Here is a 21,114-nt window from a genome sequence, read left to right as displayed (position 1 = left end):
ACCGATCATCATGTTTGTTGAGAAGTCAATTTCCACTGGAAACGGCACAGAGCCGAAAACTTTCGCCACCTTGTCTAACAACGACGACTGGCACACCCTTCTCAAGAGAGCCCTGCTTCTAGCGCAAGCAAACTCAGAATCAGAAAGGACACTTGGCCTCGTAAAGACGATGCTGGAGCATCTGAAGCAGTTCGACGAGTGCTGCCACACTCTCGAAACCGCAATCGAGGTTCCCGACGGAATGGATCCAGAAATTTTTCTCAAAAATCTCAATGAAGAGATGATCGACGACAAAGTCCAGTGCTCCGCGACAAACAGAACCATACACGTCAAAGCTACGATTCGAGGATCGCTTGGATGTGCTCAAGCACTTTTTGATTTCAAGACGAGGTCGGCGATGCGATCAGCGCGACTAAAATTTTAAAAATTCATCCAAAAATCGTATGCAGTGCTCGAGTGTCGACTACACGACGTTTCTGCGCGCTACCCGAATGCTCACGCGCGACGAACGTGAGGTGCACAGGGCCTATGAGCGGGCGGTGTTCAATGTCGTGTTCCATAACCGGGACGACCACCCTAAAAATTTTTCGTTCCGACTTGGCCGTGACCGGCGCTGGCGCCTTGCGCCTTGTTACGACCTGACTTTCAGCGAAGGTCCGGGCGGGGAACATCACATGGACGTCTGCGGCGTAGGCCGCAACATCACGCGCGCCCATATGCTGGAACTTGCTCGGCAAGCCGGCTTGGTAGAGGCATGGGCCGCCACGACGATAGACCGGTTTATCGCGGAGGCCGGCGCGCTGAGGCAATTAGGCCTGAAGGCCCCAATTCGCAAGGCCACGCTGCAGCGGGTCGAAGCCGCTGTCGCGACCAATCGTGGGTGGCTCAGATGAGCGAGTTCTCCTCTACTTTCCCAAGAGAGACGGCACCGGCGGTGCGAGAGGGTAACGCATTGATTCCGCGGTGAATGGGTCATATGCGCAGTAACACCCCACCCACAAGAGAGAGAACATGTGCGGTCGCTACGCCCTCTACGGCCCCATTTCACGCTTGCACGAGCAGTTCGACGCACGCATCGATGAGCTGCCGCCTGACTTCGGCCCCCGCTACAACGCCGCGCCACTCCAGGTGCTCCCGGTCGTGCGTCAGCGGACGAACGGGGAGCGTGTCGTGCATCTACTTCGCTGGGGCATGGTTCCGAGTTGGTCAAAGGACGACTCCATCGCAGCCAAACTCATCAACGCCCGTGAAGAGACGCTCGCAGAGAAGCCTTCGTTTCGGGCGGCATACAAGGCGCGGCGCTGCATCATCCCGGCGTGTGGGTTCTTCGAATGGAAGGCCGGCGAACACGGGAAACAGCCTCTCTACATCCATCCAGCCGACGGCGGCCTCTTCGGCTTTGCAGGCCTTTGGGAGCGATGGGCCCCAGCAGACGGCGTGACCATCGACACCTTCACCGTCATCACAGCCGCCGCAAACGACGCCATCCGCCCCCTGCACGACCGAATGCCCGTCATTCTTGCCCCACAGGAATACTCAACATGGCTTGCCAGGGCTACCGAGCCTGAGCGCCTCGACAACATCATTTCCGCACCCCCTGTCATCCCGGTTGCACTCATCCCGGTCTCGAAGGCTGTCGGCAAGGTCAAGAATGACAGCCCTGACCTGATACTCCCGGTCGAGTAGTGAGCGACTGACCTCAAACCCACCGATTCCAGGCCATCCGCAGCAAGGCCGCATTGGCAGCATGGCGGTCAAACCGCATCGGGTCGAAATCCTCACCGGTCCATTGCAGAAGCCGGCGCCCTTCATCATCAAGCGGTCGCTGCGAAATCTGCTCCACGAAGTCCATGTACGCCGCTGCACCGCCCACATCTTCGGGAGGACAGGCGCTCTCGCCAGCAGAAACATAGGCATAGCCGCGCTGCTCCGCCTCAGGCGATTCGACACGCTCAACCACGATGCGATGCTGCCAGCTGTCGCCGAAATCGTAGAGGTAGGAGAAGTGGTCGCCGGCGGTCGCTACGCGGTCCAGCCGGACTCTGCGCTCATCGACGATTTCCCGCTCCGGGTCGTCTTCAGGGTGCGGCGTTGCATAGGTCTTGCCGCCAATCTCGAACTCATGCAGATGCGCATCCGTCCAACCCATCGCGGCTTGGATGTAGTGGTGAAGCTTGCTCAGCGTGGTGTCGCCATCGACGAGAAGCCGGCGCCAAACAAGCGGCTCGATGTCCTGAAGCTCGATGCGAAGGGTGTACGTCTTCACTGCGGTTCTTCGCGACATCCGTCCTCCCTCTTTCCTCTCTACCTCTGGCGAACCCATGCCTCATCCTGACCGCTTTCGCAGCGGTTCAACCAGCGCACGCAAGTCGTTATGGTCCAGCTCGTGCATCAGCGCAAGCAACTGTCCGAATTGCCCCTTGGGAAATCCTTCCCGGGCGAACCAGGCCAGGTAATGCCCTGGCAGATCAGCAATCAGTCGGCCCTTGTACTTTCCCAAAGGCATCTCCCGAGTCACGAGCAACTCCAGCAGCTCCGAAGTCACAGCGCATCCAGCAGCTTCATGAAGTTCCGCTTGCGCTTCCACTCCAGCCGGATTTCCGCCAGTTCGTCGCCGAACATCCCCAACTGCTTGTGCGCCACCCGCATCGCACGAATTTTCTTGACGATGGCAAAGGCCTCCCCATAGTGGGAACCGCGCGAGCCGCCCTCGACCAAATGCGGCAGCAGGCGCTTGCAGAGCGCTATCGCCTCATCGTGGTGCGTCTTGCCCCGCACATCAGCCACAGGTTCCCACAGGCCGACATCGACCTTTCCTCCGCTGAATGCGTCCCACATGGCCTCGGCATCGCCCTCGCGCAGAAAGATGGAGACGATGTCGCCTCGGCGCGGTTTGTCCCATGGACTGCGGCGAACGCGGCTATCGGCGGCTTCTTCGTCAGCGACCTTCTGCCACAGGAAGTCGAGCGCCCGCTTGCGCAGCGGTGCCTCGCCACCAATCAAGCCGGCCACTTCCATCAACTTGAAGAATGGACCGCAGCCAGGCGCCTGCTCGAAGCGCTGCCAGGCGAGCCGCTCCACCTCCTTATGCCGCCCAAGCGCCAACTGAAGCTCGATGGCAAGGCTCAGCAGGTCGTCATTGCGCTCCTTCGGAAACGCCGCAATCCCCTGCTCCACCCAGCGCAGCGCCTCGTCCGTGTGGCCTTGCTCACGAAACAATCCGGCCAGCGTCAGGAAGCACGACGGGGACGACAGATTCTTCGCCTGGATGGACACCAACAGTTCGAAGTCATTCGTGCAGCGGGCGAGATCCTTCATCGCCGACTCTACCTGGAAGCGTCGCGTGCTCCAGTCGCTGCGATAGTGATCGGGGCCCAGAGTCGGCAGGGCCAACCAGTCGCGCTCGACCCGCTGCCGATATACGGCCAGCCCTTCCCCGCCCAGCGCTTCTGCGTAGTCCGGGAGCACCTCATGAAAGGTGTCCCATTGACCATCCATCTGAAAACCGTACAGGCGCTCGGCCAGTGCGACGGGGTCGGGATGCAGCGCGTTACAGGCGGTCAGATGCACCTTGCGCAGTTCAAGAATCGCCGGCATCACCTCGCCTCCAGAATCGTCGACGTCCTGCAAGGCCTCTTCCGCGAGCGCGATGGCTTCCTCGATGACTTCGATGAGTTCCGACTGGCCGTCGGCGATACGCTGTGACAGCACTTCCGCAAGGTCTTCCAAGCGATTGGCGTAGTTGCCCGCCTCACGGTACTCAATGAAGCCGTTGGTGCGGGTAGCCTGCTTGACCACCTTGCGCAAGTCGGAAAGGCCGGCGCTATCCGCCACGGTCGCTGCCATCAACAACTTTTGGCGCAGGGCGTCATCACGCCAGGATGCTTCGAGGATTAGCTTCCGCAGTGCGGCAACATCCAACCCCTGCAGGTAGGCCTCAAGCCGCGCCTCTTGAGATTGCCAGTCATCCTTCTGCGTCATCAATCCACCAGCGCCTTCAAGAGCGCATCCCGCGCATCCTGGTAAAACTCGATGTCCAGCTTGGTCGCCATGTCGTCCGACAGGTCGAACAACTGCCGCCGGCAACTGACCGGCATCAGCAGCGATTTCGCGCCCTTCTCGACCGCCATCTCGGCGAGGGTCACAGCGTTGTGAACGGGCTCGATAGTCCCGCCGATGGTCACCTCGCCGACCACAATCAAACCGCCACGGACCGACTTCCGCAGCAAGGCACTCGACAAGGCAATCAGGCAGGCGACGCCGGTCTTGGCCCCACTCTTCGCGGCGTCGAAGCCTCGCAGTTGCACGGAAAACTCGTGCGAGCGCGGATCACGGTCGCCGACCAACTGCGCTGCGCGGGTGTACAGATTTTGCTCCGCACAACGTACGGATTCCTGAAACGCTGGCGGCACGGGCTTGTTCAACACGCGTACGCCGCTTCCGGGCCCCTCGGTCACCTCGAGCCGGAATAGGCCAGGGTGCTCATCTGCACCACCGGGGCTGAGCGTCCAGATTTGGCCAGACTCCAGCGGTTCATCACCGATGCCCTCCTGGCTGCGCAGTTCCGGCGTGGTCACGAACTTCTCCACTCCTTCCGCTCCCAGGGTGTAGCTGAAGTGGGTGTTGCGGAATTCGGCCGCGCCGATGCGCTTTTGCTGCTCCTTAACGCGCCGGCGCACCTCGAGCGCCAACCACACCGCCCATTCGAGGTCCTCATCGCTGACGGCTTCCTCTCCGTCCGGATGCAGCAGTTTCAGCAAGCCGCTCACGGTCTTGTTCACCGCGTTGATGTCCCGGCCGGACAAGGCGCCACCGAGGAACACCCTGCCCTGCATCGTCGACACACGGCTCTGGTTTCGCAGCTGTGTGAAGCACTCGGACAGGAAATCGCTCACCAACCCGAAGTGCTGAGTGAACAGCGCCGGGTTCATCTTCGGCACGTCCCAGCCCGGCAGGAAGCCGTGAATCCGGTCCATGAAGGCGGTGTCGTCACGCATCTCGGGTGGCAGCGGGCCGAGTAGATGGCCGATGCGCTGTTGATGCTCGACATCCACGTCGAAGTTGCCGACCAGCACGATGGAGCCATCGGCGCGGATGCTCTCCTTTCCGCGAGAGAACTCGCCCGACTCCATGTAGCCCTTCATGATGTTCACGCCGTCCTTCTGGTCGAAGGACACGCCTGACACCTCATCGAAGCAGACCACGTCGTACTGGCAGACCAAGCCGCGCTGGCCGTTCGAGTTATTCACGAACATCCGGGCCACAGTCGCCTTGCCGCCGGAAATCAGATGGGCATAAGGCGAAACCTGCTGAAAGAGGTGCGACTTGCCGGTGCCGCGCGGTCCGAGTTCCACCAGGTTGTAGTTGCGCTCGACGAAAGGGACCATACGCAGCAGCAGCGCATCCTTCGCACGGTCGTTCAGCCCATCAGGCTCGAAGCCGACGCTCCGCAGCAAAAAGTCTCGCCACTCAGTTGTGGTCAGTTGCTTGCGCCCCTCAGCCAGCGAGGCCAGCACATCTCGCTTGGAGAGCTGAATGGCGCGCAGGGCGTCGATGCCGAACGGCCGCCCGCCCTTTTCCTGAGCAATCGCTGCGTCGTAGCCGAGGGTGATTTCGGCGTAGAACCCACCCGTGAGCATGCGCTCGTGCTCCTTGATGAGCTCGGGCGAGATACGCACGTCGTTGAGCCTCAGACTGGGGAGGGAGGCCACATAGGAGTCACTCTTGGCATCCAGACGCGCAGTGATGATATCGATGATTTTGACCGAACCCGTCTCGCGCGCCCGCGCCTTGAAGAGCTCTTCCTCCCCGGCCTTCACGGTGCGCGACTGGAGCTGTCGCTGGACGATTTCCAGGCCTTCCTGAATCTCGGCCTCGTCGGTCGTCGCGCAGTACCGGCCCAGCAGGAACTCGACCACATAGGTCGGCACGGGAAACTGGCGGCTGAAAGTTCGCACCAGGTCCTTGCGGACGATAAAGCCGTCGAAGGCGGAAGCCGCCTTGCGGTCGAGGTCATCGAGGTTCATCGTGTTTTTCTTGCTCTGTTCTCGTTCGTAACGCTGGCGACCTACTCGCCGACGGTGGTGTTCATCTTGGCCAGCAGCTTACCCTGGCTGTCGAGCACCACGAGGACCGCCGCGGCACCCTCATTCGCGTCGTCCGCCACGGCAAGCGAAGCCTTCCCCTCAACCAGGTCTTTAACCACCGCCACTATGGAGGAGTCTTCCGCTGCAGCCTTTGTGCGGATGTCGACCTTCAATCCGGGTAACGGCGGTAACACCTCGACGTTGCAGCGCAGTCCGCGCCAGGCGAGCTTGGAGATGGAGACCTTGGTCTCCGACACGCCCCCCTCCAGTTCGAGCGTCAGCTCGGGCACCAGGCATTCCTGCAGACTCAGTCCGCCGTGGGCGTACTCGGCGCCGGCTACAAAGCTCGCAATACCCGGCGCAAAGGCAATCTGTACCTGCGGGCACCAATCCCAGCCAAAGGTCAGCGGGGTCGCCGTCGCACTGTCCTTCAGCACCGCGCAGCGCCCCCAGCGGGTCTCGGCCTGCGACTTGGCCAGTTCAGCCTTGGGCAGGCCCCCAGGCACCAACAACCAGCCGTGGTCGGTCACGATGCGAAACCGCCGCCAGCCCGCTTCGGCCAGCGCCTGCAGGCGCTCGACAATCTCAGCCAGTTGGCTATCGATGTCGCGAGCCAGACGCAGGCCATGCTCATGCCCGAAGTGGTCCAGGTCGCCGCACTCCACCCAGGCCTTGCCTGTCGGGTCGCCGACCTCGCTACCGGACAGTGGCTCGTACCCCGCGTCTGCCAGCAGCTTGCGGAAGTTGTAGGTGTTCAACGGCTTCATGGTCTCGGCCACGTTGGGCCCGAAATCCGCATCGTCTGCCTTGCCCGCAATCAGATTCGCAACCGGGGACACCCAGGCCTTGCCCGATGCGGTGACCGAGGGCAGCGAGGTCCAGCCCGAACTCAGCGCGACCTGCCCCATAGCGCCCAAACGACTCGCCAGCATTTGTGCAACGTCGAAGCGCAAACCGTCAACAAACACCACGCAGGTGCCCGCGGGGTCACTCACTTTCGAGACGCCGCCCGGATTGAGCCCGCCAGCCTCGGCCACTGCCTTCTGAAACGCGACACTCGACGCTTCCAACCAAGGCAGATATACCGCGCGCAGCGCTGCCGCGACAGCATCCTGGTCTGCCTTGGTGTGCGCTTGCGCCAACGCCTGCAGTGCTTCAGCATCGACGCGCCAAGCCTCTTCTCGGTAGCGCTCCGCCTGGGACTCAAACGAGTTTCCGAACGCTGCCGCCTCGGTGTGTTGCGCTACGAACGCGAGATGCCCGAGCGCACGCGCGAGCGGCGCCTTCCCCATCTGCGCCCAAAGCCAACACCGCCGCTCGCCATGCTGCTTTTCGGCATCCAGAATCGCAGCGCGCGCCTGAGCCGCCGTCATCGCACTCGATGCGTTGAGTCGGTAACGCAGTTCAGACTCGCCCTCGTCGTTCGCCTTGGGGTACGCCGAGGTATCGGCGAACAGGTCGCCCACGCTGTACTGCACCCTCGAGAGCAGGTCGACAACCGCAGGGAAGCTCGAATGGGCGTCCTTGTACAACTCCCAGACCGCAACCCACGAGCCGGTCCTGGCTGCCAACTTCTCTGCTGCGGTCAACTCTCCATCCTTGGCCGGGTCGAAGCCGAAGTCCTTGCGGCAACGGCTGACGAAAACCTCCCAGCGCCCGCCCTGCCAAGCGCCTTCGATTGCCTTGGCATCGTTCATCCAGACAAGAATGTCCCGCGTCGGATTCGGCGCCAGCAAGCTGTCCAGCCAAGCCGCGTCAATCAGTCGCCCTCGCAGTTCCTCGACCGATTTGTCCATCAGCTCGCCAGACGACAGGGCGCGTAGCAAAGCCTTCTGCGTCGCTTGGTCCTGTGCGACGTCCAATCCCAAACCGCCGTTCTTCGACGTCAGGAAAGCGTTCAGCGTCCAGTCCTTGGCATTCACCTGGGTCCAGAACACGCCGCGATACTGCAACTCAGCGAGTGGTTGGAGGTGGCGTGGGCAGGACTCAATGGCTCGGAGGTCAGCACGCGAAACGCCCGGCAGGTACACCACCGGCACGCCATCCAGCACCACACCATCAAGCTTTCCGGCCAAAGCACATTTCAGCCAGATAGCCGGGCCTTGAAGCGCGTCCGGCGAATAATCTCCAAGCCTCAGAACCGAGCGCCCTGAAGCCTGCAAAGCCTTAACCACGGGCTCCCACTGACACTCGGCATCCGTCCAAAGAATCGCCTCAGGCTGGGCCTGAACCGACCTATTGAACTTGCCCGCTTCCTTCAGTGTCCGTGAAACCGCTTCGCGAAGATTCATCAAACCTTTCCTACAAGCCCAAGCAGTTGGAGCTCGGCTCTAACGTGGTCTCAACCTGCCAAAATACGAAAGTCAGCGTAATGCAGCCTGCGTATTCAGCACGTGTTCAACCTCTAATCATCATCCGCACGCCGCACGGCCACTGCATCAAAGAAGCGCCCACTTGTCTTGCAACAGCGCCAGCAAAGCTTGCTGCCGACGCTTCACGTCCTCTTGGCGCCAAGTCGCCTGATGAAGAACCTGAGTCGTGAGCGCAAAAGAAGACACCCCGCTGCGTCCCGCGAAATACGCGACCTTCTTGCGCTCGAAATCATAGTTCTGTGCGGCCGAATTTCGCCGTTGGTTCAGCGGAACGAGGTTAGCTAGGCGATGCACCCACTCCATACGCTCTTCGGCGTCCTCCCACCATTCGGCCCACTGCGAATTCGATGCCACCGTTTGTGGCAAGACGTGCTCGATGGTGAGGAGGCGGTCGTCGTACCGCGCCGCATTATCGGAGACGAAGGAATCCAAACGCAGGATGAGATAGTTGCGCCGCCGCGCGCTCATCTCATAAACAGGGCCGTCGAGGACAGCAAGCATGCGTTTGCACTCACTATCCTTCAATTCGAGACTCGTCATTGGTGCGCCGAACGAGTGCTCACCCTCCAGTTCCCTCAGCACTTCAGCATAGCGTTCGATACGCTGGTTCACATCCAGTCCGCACACATGCATGTAGGCGGCCAAGCGTTCGAGCTTCCGGAAGAACCACAACACATATCCCGCATCGCTTCCCTTGTCGGCGAGAAAACGCATCGCCGGCGGCAACCAGTCCGAATTGTCGATACGGTTCAACCAGCCCAGCAGTACATTGACGTCCTCCGCGTTCGACGTAGAGGTGAATCGCATGTGCTTGGCGATGAGGTAGGCATCGGTGTAGGGCTCGATGATGCTGGAAATAAGCACCTCAGCCGTCTCTGCCTTTGGCATCACCTTGTCGCGGAACTCGTCGAGCAACGCTTTGCGAGCCTTCTCCTTTGCGTAAATCATACGGATGTGGGCGAACACCTCCGCGAAACCGTCGCGCCCGGTCTCGACCTCCAACTCCTCCCAGATATCGTTGAACTCATCCTGCTTTGAGGAAGGAATCTTCCCGATAACGTCCGACTTGATAATGTCGGTCGGCAACAAATCCAGACCCCGGCTGTTGAGAACCGAGAACACCCGAAACGCAGACTGCTGGCTGGGAGTTGAAACGGCTACCAGAAAGCAGCGCTGAACCAGGAACGCACCGAACGCGCACAGCCGTTGCACATCATTACCAAAGGCCACATCCAACCGCTCGAGCATCGTCAGCGCATTTCGGCGGATGTTTCTCTTCGACTCGTTATCGAGTTGAGCAGGGTCGAGTGCAACCAGTTCGGATAACTTCAGGCCTTGGATGTAATCCGCGAAAAACTGGCGGTCGCGCTCACGCAAAGCCAGACGAGGCTTGGGCATCAAGCCCTGCGACGCACGCCCTGGCTCACGCAGGTAGCTTTCGAAATCACTCCTCAGCTCGCCGGAGAACTGCGAGGTCAACGCCGCCAACAAAATAGTTAAGGTGGTCAACCGCTGCTGCCCATCTATCACTTCTGAATGCGGGCGCCCCTCCTCCTTGATGAGGACGATGCTGCCGAGAAAGTAGGTGTCGTCTGGCTCGTTGAGGAAGAAGTCGTGCAGGTCCGAAAACAGCTCCCCGGCCTGGACATGCGTCCAAGCATAAGGCCGTTGATACGTTGGAATCGCATAGTCGAAATCTGAACTGAATATCTTTGAAAGGGGATATTCGGCCCCACTGATTTTCTTGGTCATTGCTTTCCTTGCCGAGCCGCCCGCTTCTCCGCCAGCGTCAGATGGTGGTCGTTGATGCGGTCGCCCTTGAACTTGTGGAACCACGGCGCGCTTTCCACGTCCTTGCCGCGGTCCTTGTCCCACTTGATGTTGAGCTTCGGGGCCTTGTTGTGACGCAGCACGCCGGCGGTCATCCAGGGGCGGATGTTCAGGCGCACGCCGTCGTTGAGGTCGGGATTCCAGCCGATGGGCTGCTCGGTGAGCGGTTTCCAGCGTACGAAGATGTCGTAGGGTGCTTCGCCTTCGAGGATGGCTTCGAGCTTTTTCTTCAGCGCTTGCGCGGCGGCCAGCCGCTGCGGGGCGCCGTCGAGGCCGCTGGCGACACCCGCTTCCTGGATGCGAATCCAGTCGCCCAGGTAGGTGTGGATGAGGCGCTCAAGGTTGCGGGCGTCGAGCTTGTGATAATTGACCAGTGCGCCGAAGCCGTCCTTGAGGCCGTCCCACACATGCCAGATGAAGGGGCGGTGGTGGAAGCGCCTGGCGTGCTGTTCGAAGAACTTCTCCCGCAACCACACTTCCAGGCTCTTGCCCGCGCAGTCGGCATCAGCCAGCAGGCGGTCGAGGGTGGAAGCTTTCCAACTGCCGGGGGAGACGGTTTCCCAGGCGTCGATGAGCAGCGCCAGCAGCCGCTCGTGGGCGGGTTTTTCACCCCGCACGGCAGGCAGACAGACGATGCCATCGTCGTCGGCGTGAGCGGCGAGCTTGTCGGTGAGCGCAATCCAGACTCGGGCTTCGTCGGCGAGCTCCATGTCGGCGTCAGTCTCGGCCGGCCAGCGGTAGCCGAGCAGGCGGTCGACGGCGACCTGCAGCGGGTCGGTGGCAGGCTGCGGGTGGCCGTGGAACAGCCACTGGGTGGGGTCGTCGGAATAGGGTTTGGGCAGGCCGTTGGGGTAACGTTCTGCGGCGACTGTTTTCCAATGCTCTATATCAACGTTCGCATGGAGTAAGGTATGAGGCGGGACATACAGCGAAGTGTGAACTTCGCGCACAGCTTCAGTTAGGTCCCCGGACTCACAAAATGCCCAAAGCGCGGAAAGTAGGCTGGGGTCCTTCGGTATGAGAGCCGCCGTGTTGGCATCGAATGCACCACCTAGATACCTAGCAGCTGGCATTGAACGTACTAGACCAACAAGCACTCCCTGGCGCCCCCACAGCTGCGTGCCAGCTCTCCATTTCCCACTTGAATAGCCGCCCTTCTCCTTGTCAGCCATCATCTGAGCAAGCTGACCCGAGCCGTTTTCCCATCGCAGTCCGTATGCACATCCTCCAAAGTGTTCTGAATGCGTGGGGGTGTCCTGATGAAGTACCCAACCATTTTCTTGCTGGGCACGCTCCCAAAACGATTGCACAAACCTTGGCCGGTCAAACGTACCCTGTCCATGCGAGGACGTGGCAACATCTTGTAGTCGCTCCGCTGATGTATCGAGGTCTGCTAGCGCGACTCGAGCATCGGCGTTCGAAAGCTGTGCCTTCTGCCCCACTGCTACCACCTCCCCCTCCCGCAGCAGCCCCGCCTTTTCCGCAGCCCCCTTCGGCCCGCTGGCATCCACGCCGCGCAAGGCGAACGCCTCGTCCGCCGGCGCATGGGTCTGGGTGAGCAGGATGATGAAGGCCCCCGCCGCCTGCGGGCTGTCGAAGCCGCCCTCCCCCAGCCGGGCCAGAAGATTCCACTGCACCCGCTTCAGCAAGCTTTCGCGCTGCTTCTTGTAGCTGGTGAGGAACAGCCAGTTCTGCGGCATCACAATCTGCACCACACCGGCCGTGCCACGCTGCGACAGTTCCAGGCAGCGCTCCAAGAACACGTTGGCGAGGTCGTTCTTGGCCTCCGGGTAGTGGCTTTCGCAAAAGGACTTCAGCTCGTCGGACTGTTTGCCGCGCGCCAGATAGGGCACGTTGGTCACCACCAGGTGGTAGCGGACATCCAGCAACCGCGCCGCATCGAGCAGGCCGCGGGCGGTCAGGGCGTGGTCCCAGGCATCGTCCTGCACCTCGTTGCCCTCGCCCCACAGCGTGGCCGGGCGCTCGGTGGATAGCGCCCGCTCCAGCAGCGCGCGCAAGGTGTCGAAGCTGGGGGTGGCGAGGTCGTTTCTCAGGCTGCGCGCCGGGTCGAGCAGGCTGCCCAGCAGCGGCGCCTGCGAGAAGCTGTCGTGCAGCAGGCGCAGCTCCTGACGCAGGTAGGCGGCGTTGGGCACTTCGTCGGGAACCAGCGCCATCCAGTCCGCCGCCCGCGCGGCGACCTTCAGCCCGCAGCAGGCGATGTTGGGTGCAGGCATGTCGGCGCGCATACCCAGCGGCTGGCCGGCCTCGTCCGGGAAGCGCCAGGCGGCGAGCGCCAGCGCGAACACCGCGATTTCCACGCAGCGCGGGTCCAGCTCCAGGCCATGCAGGTTGTCGCGCAGCACCGCATCCACCGCCTCGCGGGGGGAGAGGTGTTCGGCCGACATGCGCATCGGCACCAGCAGCAGGAAGGCCGCCACCAGAAAATGCCCCGACCCGCAGCAGGGGTCGAGCAGCTTGAAGTCGGCCAGCGTTTCGGGCCAGCCCTCGAATTTGCCGGCTGCGGGCATGCCATCTTCCAGCGTGCGCAGGTAGGTGAACGGCACCGGGCAAGGCGTGTCCGGGTGGAGGGTGACCCACCACGCGCCGAGCGAGTTGTGGAGCAGGAAGTCCACCATGTAGGGCTCGGTAAACAACTGGGTGACGGCGGGCAGCTCGTCGGCGCCAATCTTCACCTCGGAGGCGTTGACCTCGTCCTTTCGCCGCGCCTGCCAGAACTGATACACCCAGCCCAGGCTGTCGCTGGCCTGGAAAACCTCGGACGGCAACGCAGCGAGCAGACGCTCCAGCTCGCGCTGATGCTCGGGCGCGAACACCAGCTCGAACACCGGATGCTGCGGCTTGAACACCTGCGGCAGCATCCGGGCGGCGAGCTTGCCAGCCAGTTCCCACTCGCTGCGCGCGCCCATCGCCATCTCGGGGTGGTGGTCGACCATCTCGCGGCAATCCTGCAGCGACACCGCCGCACCCGGCTCCCACAGCAGCAGGCCGTTTTCGGCGAGGAAGCGGGCGAAGAGCATGCGGTGCCAGTGCTCGTAGGCCACTTCCCATACGAGGCGGCGCAGCTCCTGGGTGTCGTCGTCGCTACGCTTCGCATCCCCAAGGCTGCGGCCGTGGGCGCGCAGGCGGCGGCGCAGGGCGCGCTGGGCGTCGTTGAGGTAATCCGGCGCCCTGCCATCGCCCACCGCGAGCTGCTGGAGGGCGGCACGGGCGGCGGTCTCGGCGATGTCACGGGCGGACTTGACGGTGTTTTCGAGTTGGGTACGGAGGGGCTTGGCGAGGGGAGCGGGGGTCATGCAGAACCTTGATGTCGTATGCGATGGGCGCAGTCAGGCAGCGACCCAGTTTTCCAGCTGCAGGCCGGGGTAGTCGCGGAAGTCGTCTTCGTTGTTGGTGACCAGTACCGCGCCGGTGGCGATGGCGTGGGCGGCGATGAGGCGGTCGAGCGCGTCGCGGCGGCGGTCGCGGATGGCAGCGCGCAGAATGCCGAACTGCTCGGCAGCGGCCTCGGTGAAGGGCAGCACCGGGATGCGTTGCACGAGCAGCGCGAGCACCTTTTCGTCATGGTCGCGGTTGCGTTGCTGCATCTCCAGGCCGGCGCGCAGCTCGGCGTAGGTGACGACCGACATCAGCGCCTCGCCCTGCTTCAAGGCAGCCAGGCGCTGCAATACCTGCGGTGGATGACGCTGAATAAGGTGGATGCAGATGTTGGTGTCGAGCATGTAGGGCATCGCGCTCAGGCTCCGTCGGTCGATTTTGGCGATTCATCCGCATCCGCGGGGTCACTGCCGAACACTCCGCCCCAGTCGCGCTCTTTTTGTTCGTGAAACTCGCGCCCGCCCGCCATGAAATCGGGGCTGAAGGAGGCAAAAATCGCCGGCACGTCCGCCAGGGTTTCACGCTCCACCGGGCGCAACACCAGGGTGTTGCCAACGCGCTCGATTTCGACCTCATCAGCAGGACCCAAAAAGGCGAGCTCCTTGGGGATGCGCACCGCGAGCGAATTGCCGCTCTTGAACAGACGCGTGAGCATGACGGCCTCCTTGCAATGTATATACTGGATATACAAGTCTAGAAGGTCAGCGGACCTTTGGCTACCTGGGTCAGCAAAAGCTGCTCAACCTCAGCCAACCAGGATTTCACTTCATCCGCATCGTTCAGCGTGCGCTGCGGCAACTTGACCTGAACCACGTTGGGCTTGAGAAGCTTGGCGGCATCCATGCGCACAGCCGCAAAACGGGTGGTGAGGGCCTGGGTGCGCTCTATCCAGCGTTGCAGGTCGCATTCATCCAGCTCATCGCTGAGCTTCTCGGCGGTGGAAAGGTCCAGCGTTGTCGGTGAATCGATGTGATGGGTGCGGATGAGCTCGGCGTGCTTTTCTTCGTCGAGCTTCTGCCAGTTGCTGTCGGTATTCAGCTGTGCCAGCTGTGCGTCGTATTCGGCGCGATAGGCGTCCAGCTTGGCGGTCAGCGCCTTGCGCAAGGTGTCGGTGGTGCGCTCAAGCACCGGGCGGACAGGGTCCGGCTCGGCCAGCAGGCTGCGCTGCGCGGAGATGGCCGCGACCTCGGCCTTCAGCTCGGCATAAGGGCTGAGTGACTTGGCGTGGTCCAGGAGGGCCGTGAGCTGATTCCAGAGCGGCTGGCGCTTCTGAATGAGCTGCGCGGTCTGCTCCCACTGTTTTGCCAAGGCAGTGAGTTCATCGGCCTTGGAAACAAGCTCCAACAACAGACCATTGCCGCCCGCCTGCTCCAGGGCAACGAGGACTATGGCGCTGGGCGGCTCGGGCTGGGGCGCGGGACCGCCGGCGGTCGCGGCCAGGGACTTGAGCTTGGCAATGAAAGTCGGCGCCTTGGCCAGTTCCTCCCCCGGTTGGCAGCCGATGCCCAGGTTCTGGAACAGCCCACGAATTTTGATTTTCTGAATGGGGCTGATGTTGACCGACTCAGGCTCGAAGAACGCCTGCGTGAGCTTGCTCCGCTCCAAGGTCTTGGCGTCGACCGTTTTGTGCGCGGCGTCGCGCGCCTTCAGCTCACCGGTGGCGAGCAGGATGTAGAGCGCGCCGTCGATGGTGTCGCGCGGCCAACCGTAAGGGGGCGACTCGAAAGTTTCGCGGATGTCGGCGCCCTTCTTGCCCGCACCCATGAAACCGAGAATCTTCTGGCAGACCGGGTGCGACTTGGGCTCCTGCAGGTGGCCGATGGCGCGCATGGCCTCGGCGTTACCTTTGCGGGCCTCGTCCAGCACCTTGTCCCAACCCTTCTGGTCGGCGATGTCGAACTCGCGATACAAGCGGATGACCGAAGACTTGACCGCTCGGTTGAGCCGCTCAGTCAGGTCGCCCCCTTCGGTGACTTCCTGCCCGCCGGCCTGGAAGACACGCACCCCCTCGAAGAGCTTGCCGACAAGGGTTTCGATTTCCTTCTCGGCATTGCGCTGGCGGCTTTCCATCGAGCGCTGTGCATTGCGGCCCTCTTCGGTGCTGGGCGTGCCCTTGCGGCTGAGTGTGGCCTTGGCGGCCTCCAGGGTGACGATGGCGTTGGCGAGGTCGGTCTTGCTGTGCGCGGGCAGGTAAGCAAACAGCGTCGGGTTCTCGGCACTGCGCGTACGGGCTTCGGCGATGACGGATTTCTCGTCAGTCTGCCAGCCATCCTGAATCCACAGGTAGAGCGCCTTGTCGTTGTCCTTGGGCAGGGTTTCGTCAAAGCAAGGCGTGAGCGTGCGCACCTCGGGCGCCGAGCCCTGGACCGCCCGCACCTTGCTCAACACTGCACGGAAGCGCGCCTTGAAGAAATCCGAGCGCTTGACCTCGATGTTCTGCGGCGACGCCTTGAGCTGAGATTCCTGGGCGCGGAACTCGTCGTACCAAGCGCTCGATTCGCGCGTCTGCAGGTGGTACTCGGCGCCATTGGGGCCATCGAGCGCCATCACCAGGTGGTCTTTCTCCTGCAACTCATCGAGCAAGGCAGGAATGGTGCGGCGTAGGTCCGTCGAGCCCCCCTTCAGGTCGGTGACCAACAAATCGGCCAGCACGTCCTCGGTCGGCTTGAGGCCGATGGCGAGCGCCTTCTCCGCGGGGAGCTTATTGATGAGATAGATAAGCTTGAGCAGCCGCGCCTTGAGCTGTGCGGATTCATCCCCCGCGGCGAACTTTTGCACGCCCTCGAAGATTTCCCTCGACAGTTGGGCGGTGGAGACAAGGTTGGCGGCAATCTGGTCGTAGAGGAAGTCACCCGAGACGACGTAGCCCAGCGGGCGCTCGGCGGTTTCCAGTGCGGCCTCATGGACCACGCGCAACTGGCTGCGCAGCTGGGCGACGGTGCCGGTGGCGTCGATGGTGCGCAGGATGTTTTCCCAGAAGCGGCGACGCACCGGCAGAATGGGGTAGTCGGCAGTGATGACCGCTTCGTCGTCCGTGACGTGTTCGAGCTTGGTGCCGCGCAGGTGGCGGGAGATTTCGCCCAGGTTGTCGCGCCAGACGCGGTCGATTTCGGGCTGGGCCGTCGCCTTCTTGGCGAGAATGATTTTGCGGGTGACGTTCTCGACGTCCCAGTCGCCCAGGGTGACTTGCACCGGGAAGCGCCCCATCAGACGCTGCAAGTTGGGCATGCCGGACAGCGCCGACTGGCCGGTACCGACGAACAGCAGTTGGCCGTTGAAGTGCTTCGAAAGCGACTCGGTTACCTCCTGCACCATGTAGGCCTTCTGTGCATCCGAGCCGATGTACTGCTGAACCTCGTCGAGCACGACCAGGGTCAGCGGGAACTTGCCGCCTTCCGCCAGGGCGCTCTGAATGGCGGCGACCATCTCGTCGTTGGTGACGTCGGTCACCTGCGGGAACTGGGCCTTGATGAGCTGGCGCAGCGCCGATTCGCTCTCTGCCAGACCGGGGTTGGCCTGCAGTAGCGCCTTAGACAGGTGACCGGATACGTAGAGGTGCGGGAGCTCATGTGTAAAGCTGCGGCCCGCCGCCTCCAAGTTGGACTGCACCGCATCAAGCAGCCCCTCGTGCTTGAGCCACATCACGAAGCGTGCCTGTGCGAACTGCTCTGGCAGCCCCTTCGACTTGAAGATGATGCCCAGCAGCGCCAGGCGCACATTGTCCCCTGCCCCAGCACCGAGCTTGCCAGCCGCAGCATGCAGCCCGCCGTTGCGCTTGCCTTCGGTACTCAGTTCCTTGAGCTGGTCTGCAACCGCGTCAGGAAGGTGTGCAAGACCACGCGCCGAGGCACCACCGGGAAGTTGCAGGTCGGTCCACAATGCACGCAGCATCTTCGCCAGGTGAGACTTGCCCGAGCCGTAAAAGCCGGAAATCCACACCCCAGGCTGTTCGGACTTGGTGCCGAGGTTGCGCAGGAAGGTCGAAAGGATGGTCTCAATGCCCTTCGCGTACTGGCCATCGCACACGAAGGTTTCGAGCTCGTAACGCAGCACCTCGAGGGCAGCGGCGGAGTGGTCTTCGGAGACTTCGGCCACACCATTGTTGGCTAGCCGGTTTTGCTCGGGGGATTTGACGTAGATGTCACGGTTCAGCACAGCGTGTTCCCTTGTTCTTGTTGTGACTACAGCTTCGTGTTGCTCAAGCGTCCTTGGCCAGCAGCGGCACGGCGAGGTAATTCCAGCCGTCGCGCGCGTCGAGTAGCCGGTAAGCGTGGTTCTCCGGGTGGTACTCGCCGGGAAAGAAGACCACCAAGCGGCCGCCCACCGCGTCCTTGATGCCTTCCACGACGGATGAGACGCGTGCCAGGCCGAAGAGGCTGCCCACCCCCATCAGGGCAACGACCGTGTTTGGCGTCGCCTCGGCGGTAATGGTCGTCTTGATGCGCTCGATGAGGCCATGGACGAACTCGATGATTTCACCTGACTGGTAGCCGGTAAGGTCCTCTGGGCACTCGAAGTAGGCGTCGCGGTACTCCTGCGCCGCCATCCACTCAGGAAAGGCGTTGGTGACATCCAGGAGCAGCCATTCGTGGCCGGCTTCAAGCGTCGCCAGACGGAATTCGTCGATGTGCGCCCGTAGCCGCAACTCGTCGGTCTTGTCATACACCGCAAAGATGACGCGCTGAATGGCCGCCAGGCCACCCGCCCACGGCACCGAGATGTGCTCCCGATAAGCACCGACCAGTTTCGCAACCTTGCTACTCATGCAGCCACTGCTCCTCTTCGGCAGTCAGGAAACCCGGGAAGCGGACTTCCTTGACCCCGCCAGCATTCAGGAAAACGATTTGCCCACGATGCGATGCCGAGTTTGCCAGGACCTCTAGCTCACTAGGCGAGCTACACAACAGCGTCATCCAGCGCGAGGAGAACAGCCGCTGCCCAGTCAAACCTTCAAGATGCCCCAAGAATAATGCATAGGTGATGTTGGATGGCGTGACATTCGGCATCGCCCGGACCTTTCTTGCCCGGCCAGCCAAGTAGCCAGCTTGCGTCCAACTGCCATTGATGTTCTGCGCGATGGACTTGAGGGTCGCAGGACTGAATCGGTCAGGCTCAGCAGCTTGGATGAGCGCTTCGACTTCCTCACGCCGCACCGACTCTCCCAACGCTTTGCCCAGCACGAACGACTCCGACAGTCTTAAGACAGGGTCACGGACGAGGGCCAAGCAAAGCGCCAGAACCGGATGCGCCTGCTCATCTGCTGCCCACAGCTTCCGAAAGACTCGGAACACCGGGATAGCAGGGTCTAAGCCGTAGAGTTCGGTCAGATGGCCAAAGGTAAGCACGCGGGACTTTTGCGTCGGCTTGCCCAGCACATTGAAGTCGACGACCTCCGCTCGGTAGCCATCACGTGTCGTGTCCGGCGCGGTGTGTTCGAAAAGCACGGTCAGCTCGTCGAGCATCATGGTGCGCGCGGCGTGCGTGCCGCTGAGGCCACATCGATAGCCCAGCTTGGTAAGGGATTCTTTGGAAGTCACGGCAGTTTGCGGGGCGAAACCTTGCACTCGTACTCAGCAGAGCTGCGCCCTAAATGGTTGGGACTCTAGCGGAGCGTGCTTGGGGTGTAAATGTAACGCCACAAGGGGCTCAGCCCATGAGCCAGGTTCATCTACCTGACACACAAGAGTCGCCAACGTATCAGGCGCAACGTTGGCGCCGGCCTCTGCAGCCGTCTCAAGCCCACGCTCGACATCTGAGCGGTCGTCGACACCGACGGCACAGTGGCCACGGTCGGCCATCGCACATATCGCATCGACCGCAATTGAGGAGATGGGCCATGTTGGGGGCGTCATTGGAGACATCGCTGACTCGATCTAGAAATGGAACAACGTCAAAACTAAGGCGTTTGCCCCAATCTTTCACGAGAAGCGCCTCTACAGCGACGACACATTCTGCACTCAACTAACAGATGGCTGATCAATGTAGCCATCGGTTGACACTGCCAACTTCAATAGCCCGATTGCATCCTTCTTGATGGTGGGGCTTCGCCCCCTCGCGCAGGCATAGAGACAACCCTTCGCTGTGATTGCGCGAGCCTCCCCCGCAGCTTGAGTCCAAACCTTCTGAGTTGCCCGCATGCCCCCCGCCCGTTGTGGCTGGTATCTGATAGGCTTTTCCCCACCCTTCTTTTTCAGCCCTTCGAAGCCAATTGCCGACGGTCTTATGATCGATCCCAAGCTGTGCCGCGATCTGACGATGAGAAACACCGGACTCAACCAGCTCAAGAACTCTCGGAAGCAGCTCAGCACGCTTTGCAGCTCCTTTCTTTCGACCGCGTGCAGACTGTAAATCAAGGAAGTCTTCACTTTGCCCTGGGTACTCCCTACAGTAGTTTTTTAATACCCATCTAGCAACTGACCGCGCAATACTGCGTACTTCGTTGAACGAAAGCTCACCCCACTCATAATCCCGAAAGTCGTTGAACTCCAACGCCTTCTCGAGACATTCGGACTCGAAGTCGCTCGACCAGTGCTTGCCGTCTTCAAGATAATCATCAACATGAAGGTACGCCCAGCGCCTAAGCTTCTCGAAAAGCGTACAATTTCGACCGCGTGCATCCACGACATAAGAAATGTCTCGAGCTTTTCTAATCCACTCGGTGCCTGCAAGTCGATCCCACACGTACTCATCGAGTTCAGCAAGCTCGTACGGCTCTGAACGCGGATAGTGCGTAATATGATGTGGATGCAAGGGATTGCGCCCCATCAACTGGGTGAACAGCGGATCTGCACCGAGCTTTGCGCCCAAGCCTCTGTAGACCGCATTAGCGAAAGCTTGGGGACCCCGTCGCCCGTTCTCGCTTCGAACGACCGGCGTCTTGAGCGCATAGTAGTAATGCGCATGCCCGTTCTCCGGATTGATAACGATAATATTCGGAGGCGGAGCAAGGACTTCCTCGTAGTGCCACTGTGCCACAGTCAGTGGCACGTGTCTGCGGTCAAAATCCAGGTCAAAAACAAGCCAGTATCTTAAGCTTGGCGGATTGAATTGTATGTGCGTGTAGTTCAGTGCGATCTCAAGCGACCTGAATCGAGATGCTGTTTTGTCGTCTGAGCAGTACGGCTTTCTCGGCAAGCGTTCAGCCGTGAAGAGTTGATGTTCCGGTTGTGGTTGTAACAAGGCACACCCTTATTGGTGTGCCGCGAAGCTATTTCAAATAGCTGACCTCAATCCCCCCGTATCACATACCTCGGTATCGCGTCGCGGCGCCGTCTATACACGTGCCACCCATGCATACGCGCACCGGTGACACCCGAGTGCTCAGCCAAATCGATGTCGGCCTCACATAGTTGTATAGCGTCGACGCTCATTGAATGTAACCGGTCACTGAGTGGCGTTCTTTTCCCGCCCGCGTCCGCGCGGAACAATCC

At 61.4% G+C, this 21,114-nt stretch carries 16 protein-coding genes; 3 read left to right on the top strand and 13 right to left on the bottom strand.

Annotated features, from left to right (window positions below; all coding sequences use genetic code 11):
• From ACUH78_RS17270 to ACUH78_RS17260, 3 genes are all read left to right on the top strand, one after another.
• The coding region (locus ACUH78_RS17270) for a hypothetical protein (RefSeq protein ID WP_445334178.1) at window positions 1–424 on the top strand (424 nt) is incomplete at its 5' end.
• A gap of 19 nt (window positions 425–443) precedes the next feature.
• On the top strand, window positions 444–893 hold the full coding sequence (locus tag ACUH78_RS17265; protein ID WP_445334177.1) for a HipA domain-containing protein: 450 nt from the start codon (window positions 444–446) through the stop codon (window positions 891–893).
• 118 nt (window positions 894–1,011) lie between these two features.
• Window positions 1,012–1,686: an SOS response-associated peptidase gene (locus ACUH78_RS17260; protein ID WP_445334176.1), complete on the top strand. Its 675-nt coding sequence runs from the start codon at window positions 1,012–1,014 to the stop codon at window positions 1,684–1,686.
• Between the two features lie 13 nt (window positions 1,687–1,699).
• On the opposite strand, the gene ACUH78_RS17255 is transcribed toward ACUH78_RS17260, so the two are convergent.
• From ACUH78_RS17255 to ACUH78_RS17195, 13 genes are all read right to left on the bottom strand, one after another.
• The gene (locus ACUH78_RS17255; protein WP_445334175.1) at window positions 1,700–2,266 is read right to left on the bottom strand and encodes a plasmid pRiA4b ORF-3 family protein; all 567 of its coding nucleotides are present in this window, start codon (window positions 2,264–2,266) and stop codon (window positions 1,700–1,702) included.
• A 60-nt stretch (window positions 2,267–2,326) separates the two neighbouring features.
• Window positions 2,327–2,545: a DUF3820 family protein gene (locus ACUH78_RS17250; RefSeq protein WP_445334174.1), complete on the bottom strand. Its 219-nt coding sequence runs from the start codon at window positions 2,543–2,545 to the stop codon at window positions 2,327–2,329.
• The gene (locus ACUH78_RS17245; protein WP_510497579.1) at window positions 2,542–4,086 is read right to left on the bottom strand and encodes a DUF6880 family protein; all 1,545 of its coding nucleotides are present in this window, start codon (window positions 4,084–4,086) and stop codon (window positions 2,542–2,544) included. Before ACUH78_RS17245 ends, ACUH78_RS17250 begins: the two co-directional genes overlap by 4 nt.
• Complete coding sequence (gene brxL / locus ACUH78_RS17240) at window positions 3,981–6,026, bottom strand: protease Lon-related BREX system protein BrxL (RefSeq protein ID WP_445334172.1); 2,046 nt, start codon at window positions 6,024–6,026, stop codon at window positions 3,981–3,983. The genes ACUH78_RS17245 and brxL overlap by 106 nt, the downstream gene beginning before the upstream one ends.
• Before the next feature lie 41 nt (window positions 6,027–6,067).
• Window positions 6,068–8,377, bottom strand: coding sequence for a BREX-1 system phosphatase PglZ type B (gene pglZ / locus ACUH78_RS17235; RefSeq protein WP_445334171.1), 2,310 nt, complete (start codon window positions 8,375–8,377; stop codon window positions 6,068–6,070).
• 147 nt (window positions 8,378–8,524) lie between these two features.
• On the bottom strand, window positions 8,525–10,210 hold the full coding sequence (locus ACUH78_RS17230; protein ID WP_445334170.1) for a DUF262 domain-containing protein: 1,686 nt from the start codon (window positions 10,208–10,210) through the stop codon (window positions 8,525–8,527).
• The gene (locus tag ACUH78_RS17225; protein ID WP_445334169.1) at window positions 10,207–13,602 is read right to left on the bottom strand and encodes an Eco57I restriction-modification methylase domain-containing protein; all 3,396 of its coding nucleotides are present in this window, start codon (window positions 13,600–13,602) and stop codon (window positions 10,207–10,209) included. Before ACUH78_RS17225 ends, ACUH78_RS17230 begins: the two co-directional genes overlap by 4 nt.
• 33 nt (window positions 13,603–13,635) lie before the next feature.
• A complete protein-coding gene (locus ACUH78_RS17220; protein ID WP_445334168.1) occupies window positions 13,636–14,037 on the bottom strand; it encodes a type II toxin-antitoxin system VapC family toxin in 402 nt (133 codons plus the stop codon).
• A 5-nt stretch (window positions 14,038–14,042) separates the two neighbouring features.
• The gene (locus ACUH78_RS17215) at window positions 14,043–14,339 is read right to left on the bottom strand and encodes an antitoxin (protein WP_445334167.1); all 297 of its coding nucleotides are present in this window, start codon (window positions 14,337–14,339) and stop codon (window positions 14,043–14,045) included.
• Window positions 14,340–14,377: 38 nt separating this feature from the next.
• Window positions 14,378–17,839, bottom strand: a complete 3,462-nt coding sequence (gene brxC, locus ACUH78_RS17210; protein ID WP_445334166.1) for a BREX system P-loop protein BrxC — start codon at window positions 17,837–17,839, stop codon at window positions 14,378–14,380.
• 43 nt (window positions 17,840–17,882) lie between these two features.
• Entirely contained in the window at window positions 17,883–18,449 is a 567-nt protein-coding gene (locus tag ACUH78_RS17205) for a BREX protein BrxB domain-containing protein (RefSeq protein WP_445334165.1), read from the bottom strand.
• Window positions 18,442–19,221, bottom strand: a complete 780-nt coding sequence (locus ACUH78_RS17200) for a hypothetical protein (RefSeq protein WP_445334164.1) — start codon at window positions 19,219–19,221, stop codon at window positions 18,442–18,444. The genes ACUH78_RS17205 and ACUH78_RS17200 overlap by 8 nt, the downstream gene beginning before the upstream one ends.
• Before the next feature lie 439 nt (window positions 19,222–19,660).
• Window positions 19,661–20,863 carry a replication initiation protein gene (locus tag ACUH78_RS17195; RefSeq protein WP_445334163.1) on the bottom strand — a complete coding sequence of 401 codons (1,203 nt, stop codon included), beginning with the start codon at window positions 20,861–20,863 and terminating at the stop codon, window positions 19,661–19,663.
• Between the last annotated feature and the right edge of the window lie 251 nt (window positions 20,864–21,114).

The organism is Thauera sp. ZXT1-4 (assembly GCF_052598215.2).
This window is presented reverse-complemented; position numbering and strand designations above follow the sequence as displayed.

What these genes read in the sequence shown, in the direction of transcription:
- ACUH78_RS17220 (WP_445334168.1), bottom strand. Translation starts at nt 14,037, where the DNA reads ATGCCCTACATGCTCGACACCAACATCTGCATCCACCTTATTCAGCGT.
- brxL (WP_445334172.1), bottom strand. Translation starts at nt 6,026, where the DNA reads ATGAACCTCGATGACCTCGACCGCAAGGCGGCTTCCGCCTTCGACGGC.
- ACUH78_RS17265 (WP_445334177.1), top strand. Translation starts at nt 444, where the DNA reads ATGCAGTGCTCGAGTGTCGACTACACGACGTTTCTGCGCGCTACCCGA.
- pglZ (WP_445334171.1), bottom strand. Translation starts at nt 8,377, where the DNA reads ATGAATCTTCGCGAAGCGGTTTCACGGACACTGAAGGAAGCGGGCAAG.
- ACUH78_RS17225 (WP_445334169.1), bottom strand. Translation starts at nt 13,602, where the DNA reads ATGACCCCCGCTCCCCTCGCCAAGCCCCTCCGTACCCAACTCGAAAAC.
- ACUH78_RS17230 (WP_445334170.1), bottom strand. Translation starts at nt 10,210, where the DNA reads ATGACCAAGAAAATCAGTGGGGCCGAATATCCCCTTTCAAAGATATTC.
- ACUH78_RS17260 (WP_445334176.1), top strand. Translation starts at nt 1,012, where the DNA reads ATGTGCGGTCGCTACGCCCTCTACGGCCCCATTTCACGCTTGCACGAG.
- ACUH78_RS17205 (WP_445334165.1), bottom strand. Translation starts at nt 18,449, where the DNA reads ATGAGTAGCAAGGTTGCGAAACTGGTCGGTGCTTATCGGGAGCACATC.
- ACUH78_RS17215 (WP_445334167.1), bottom strand. Translation starts at nt 14,339, where the DNA reads ATGCTCACGCGTCTGTTCAAGAGCGGCAATTCGCTCGCGGTGCGCATC.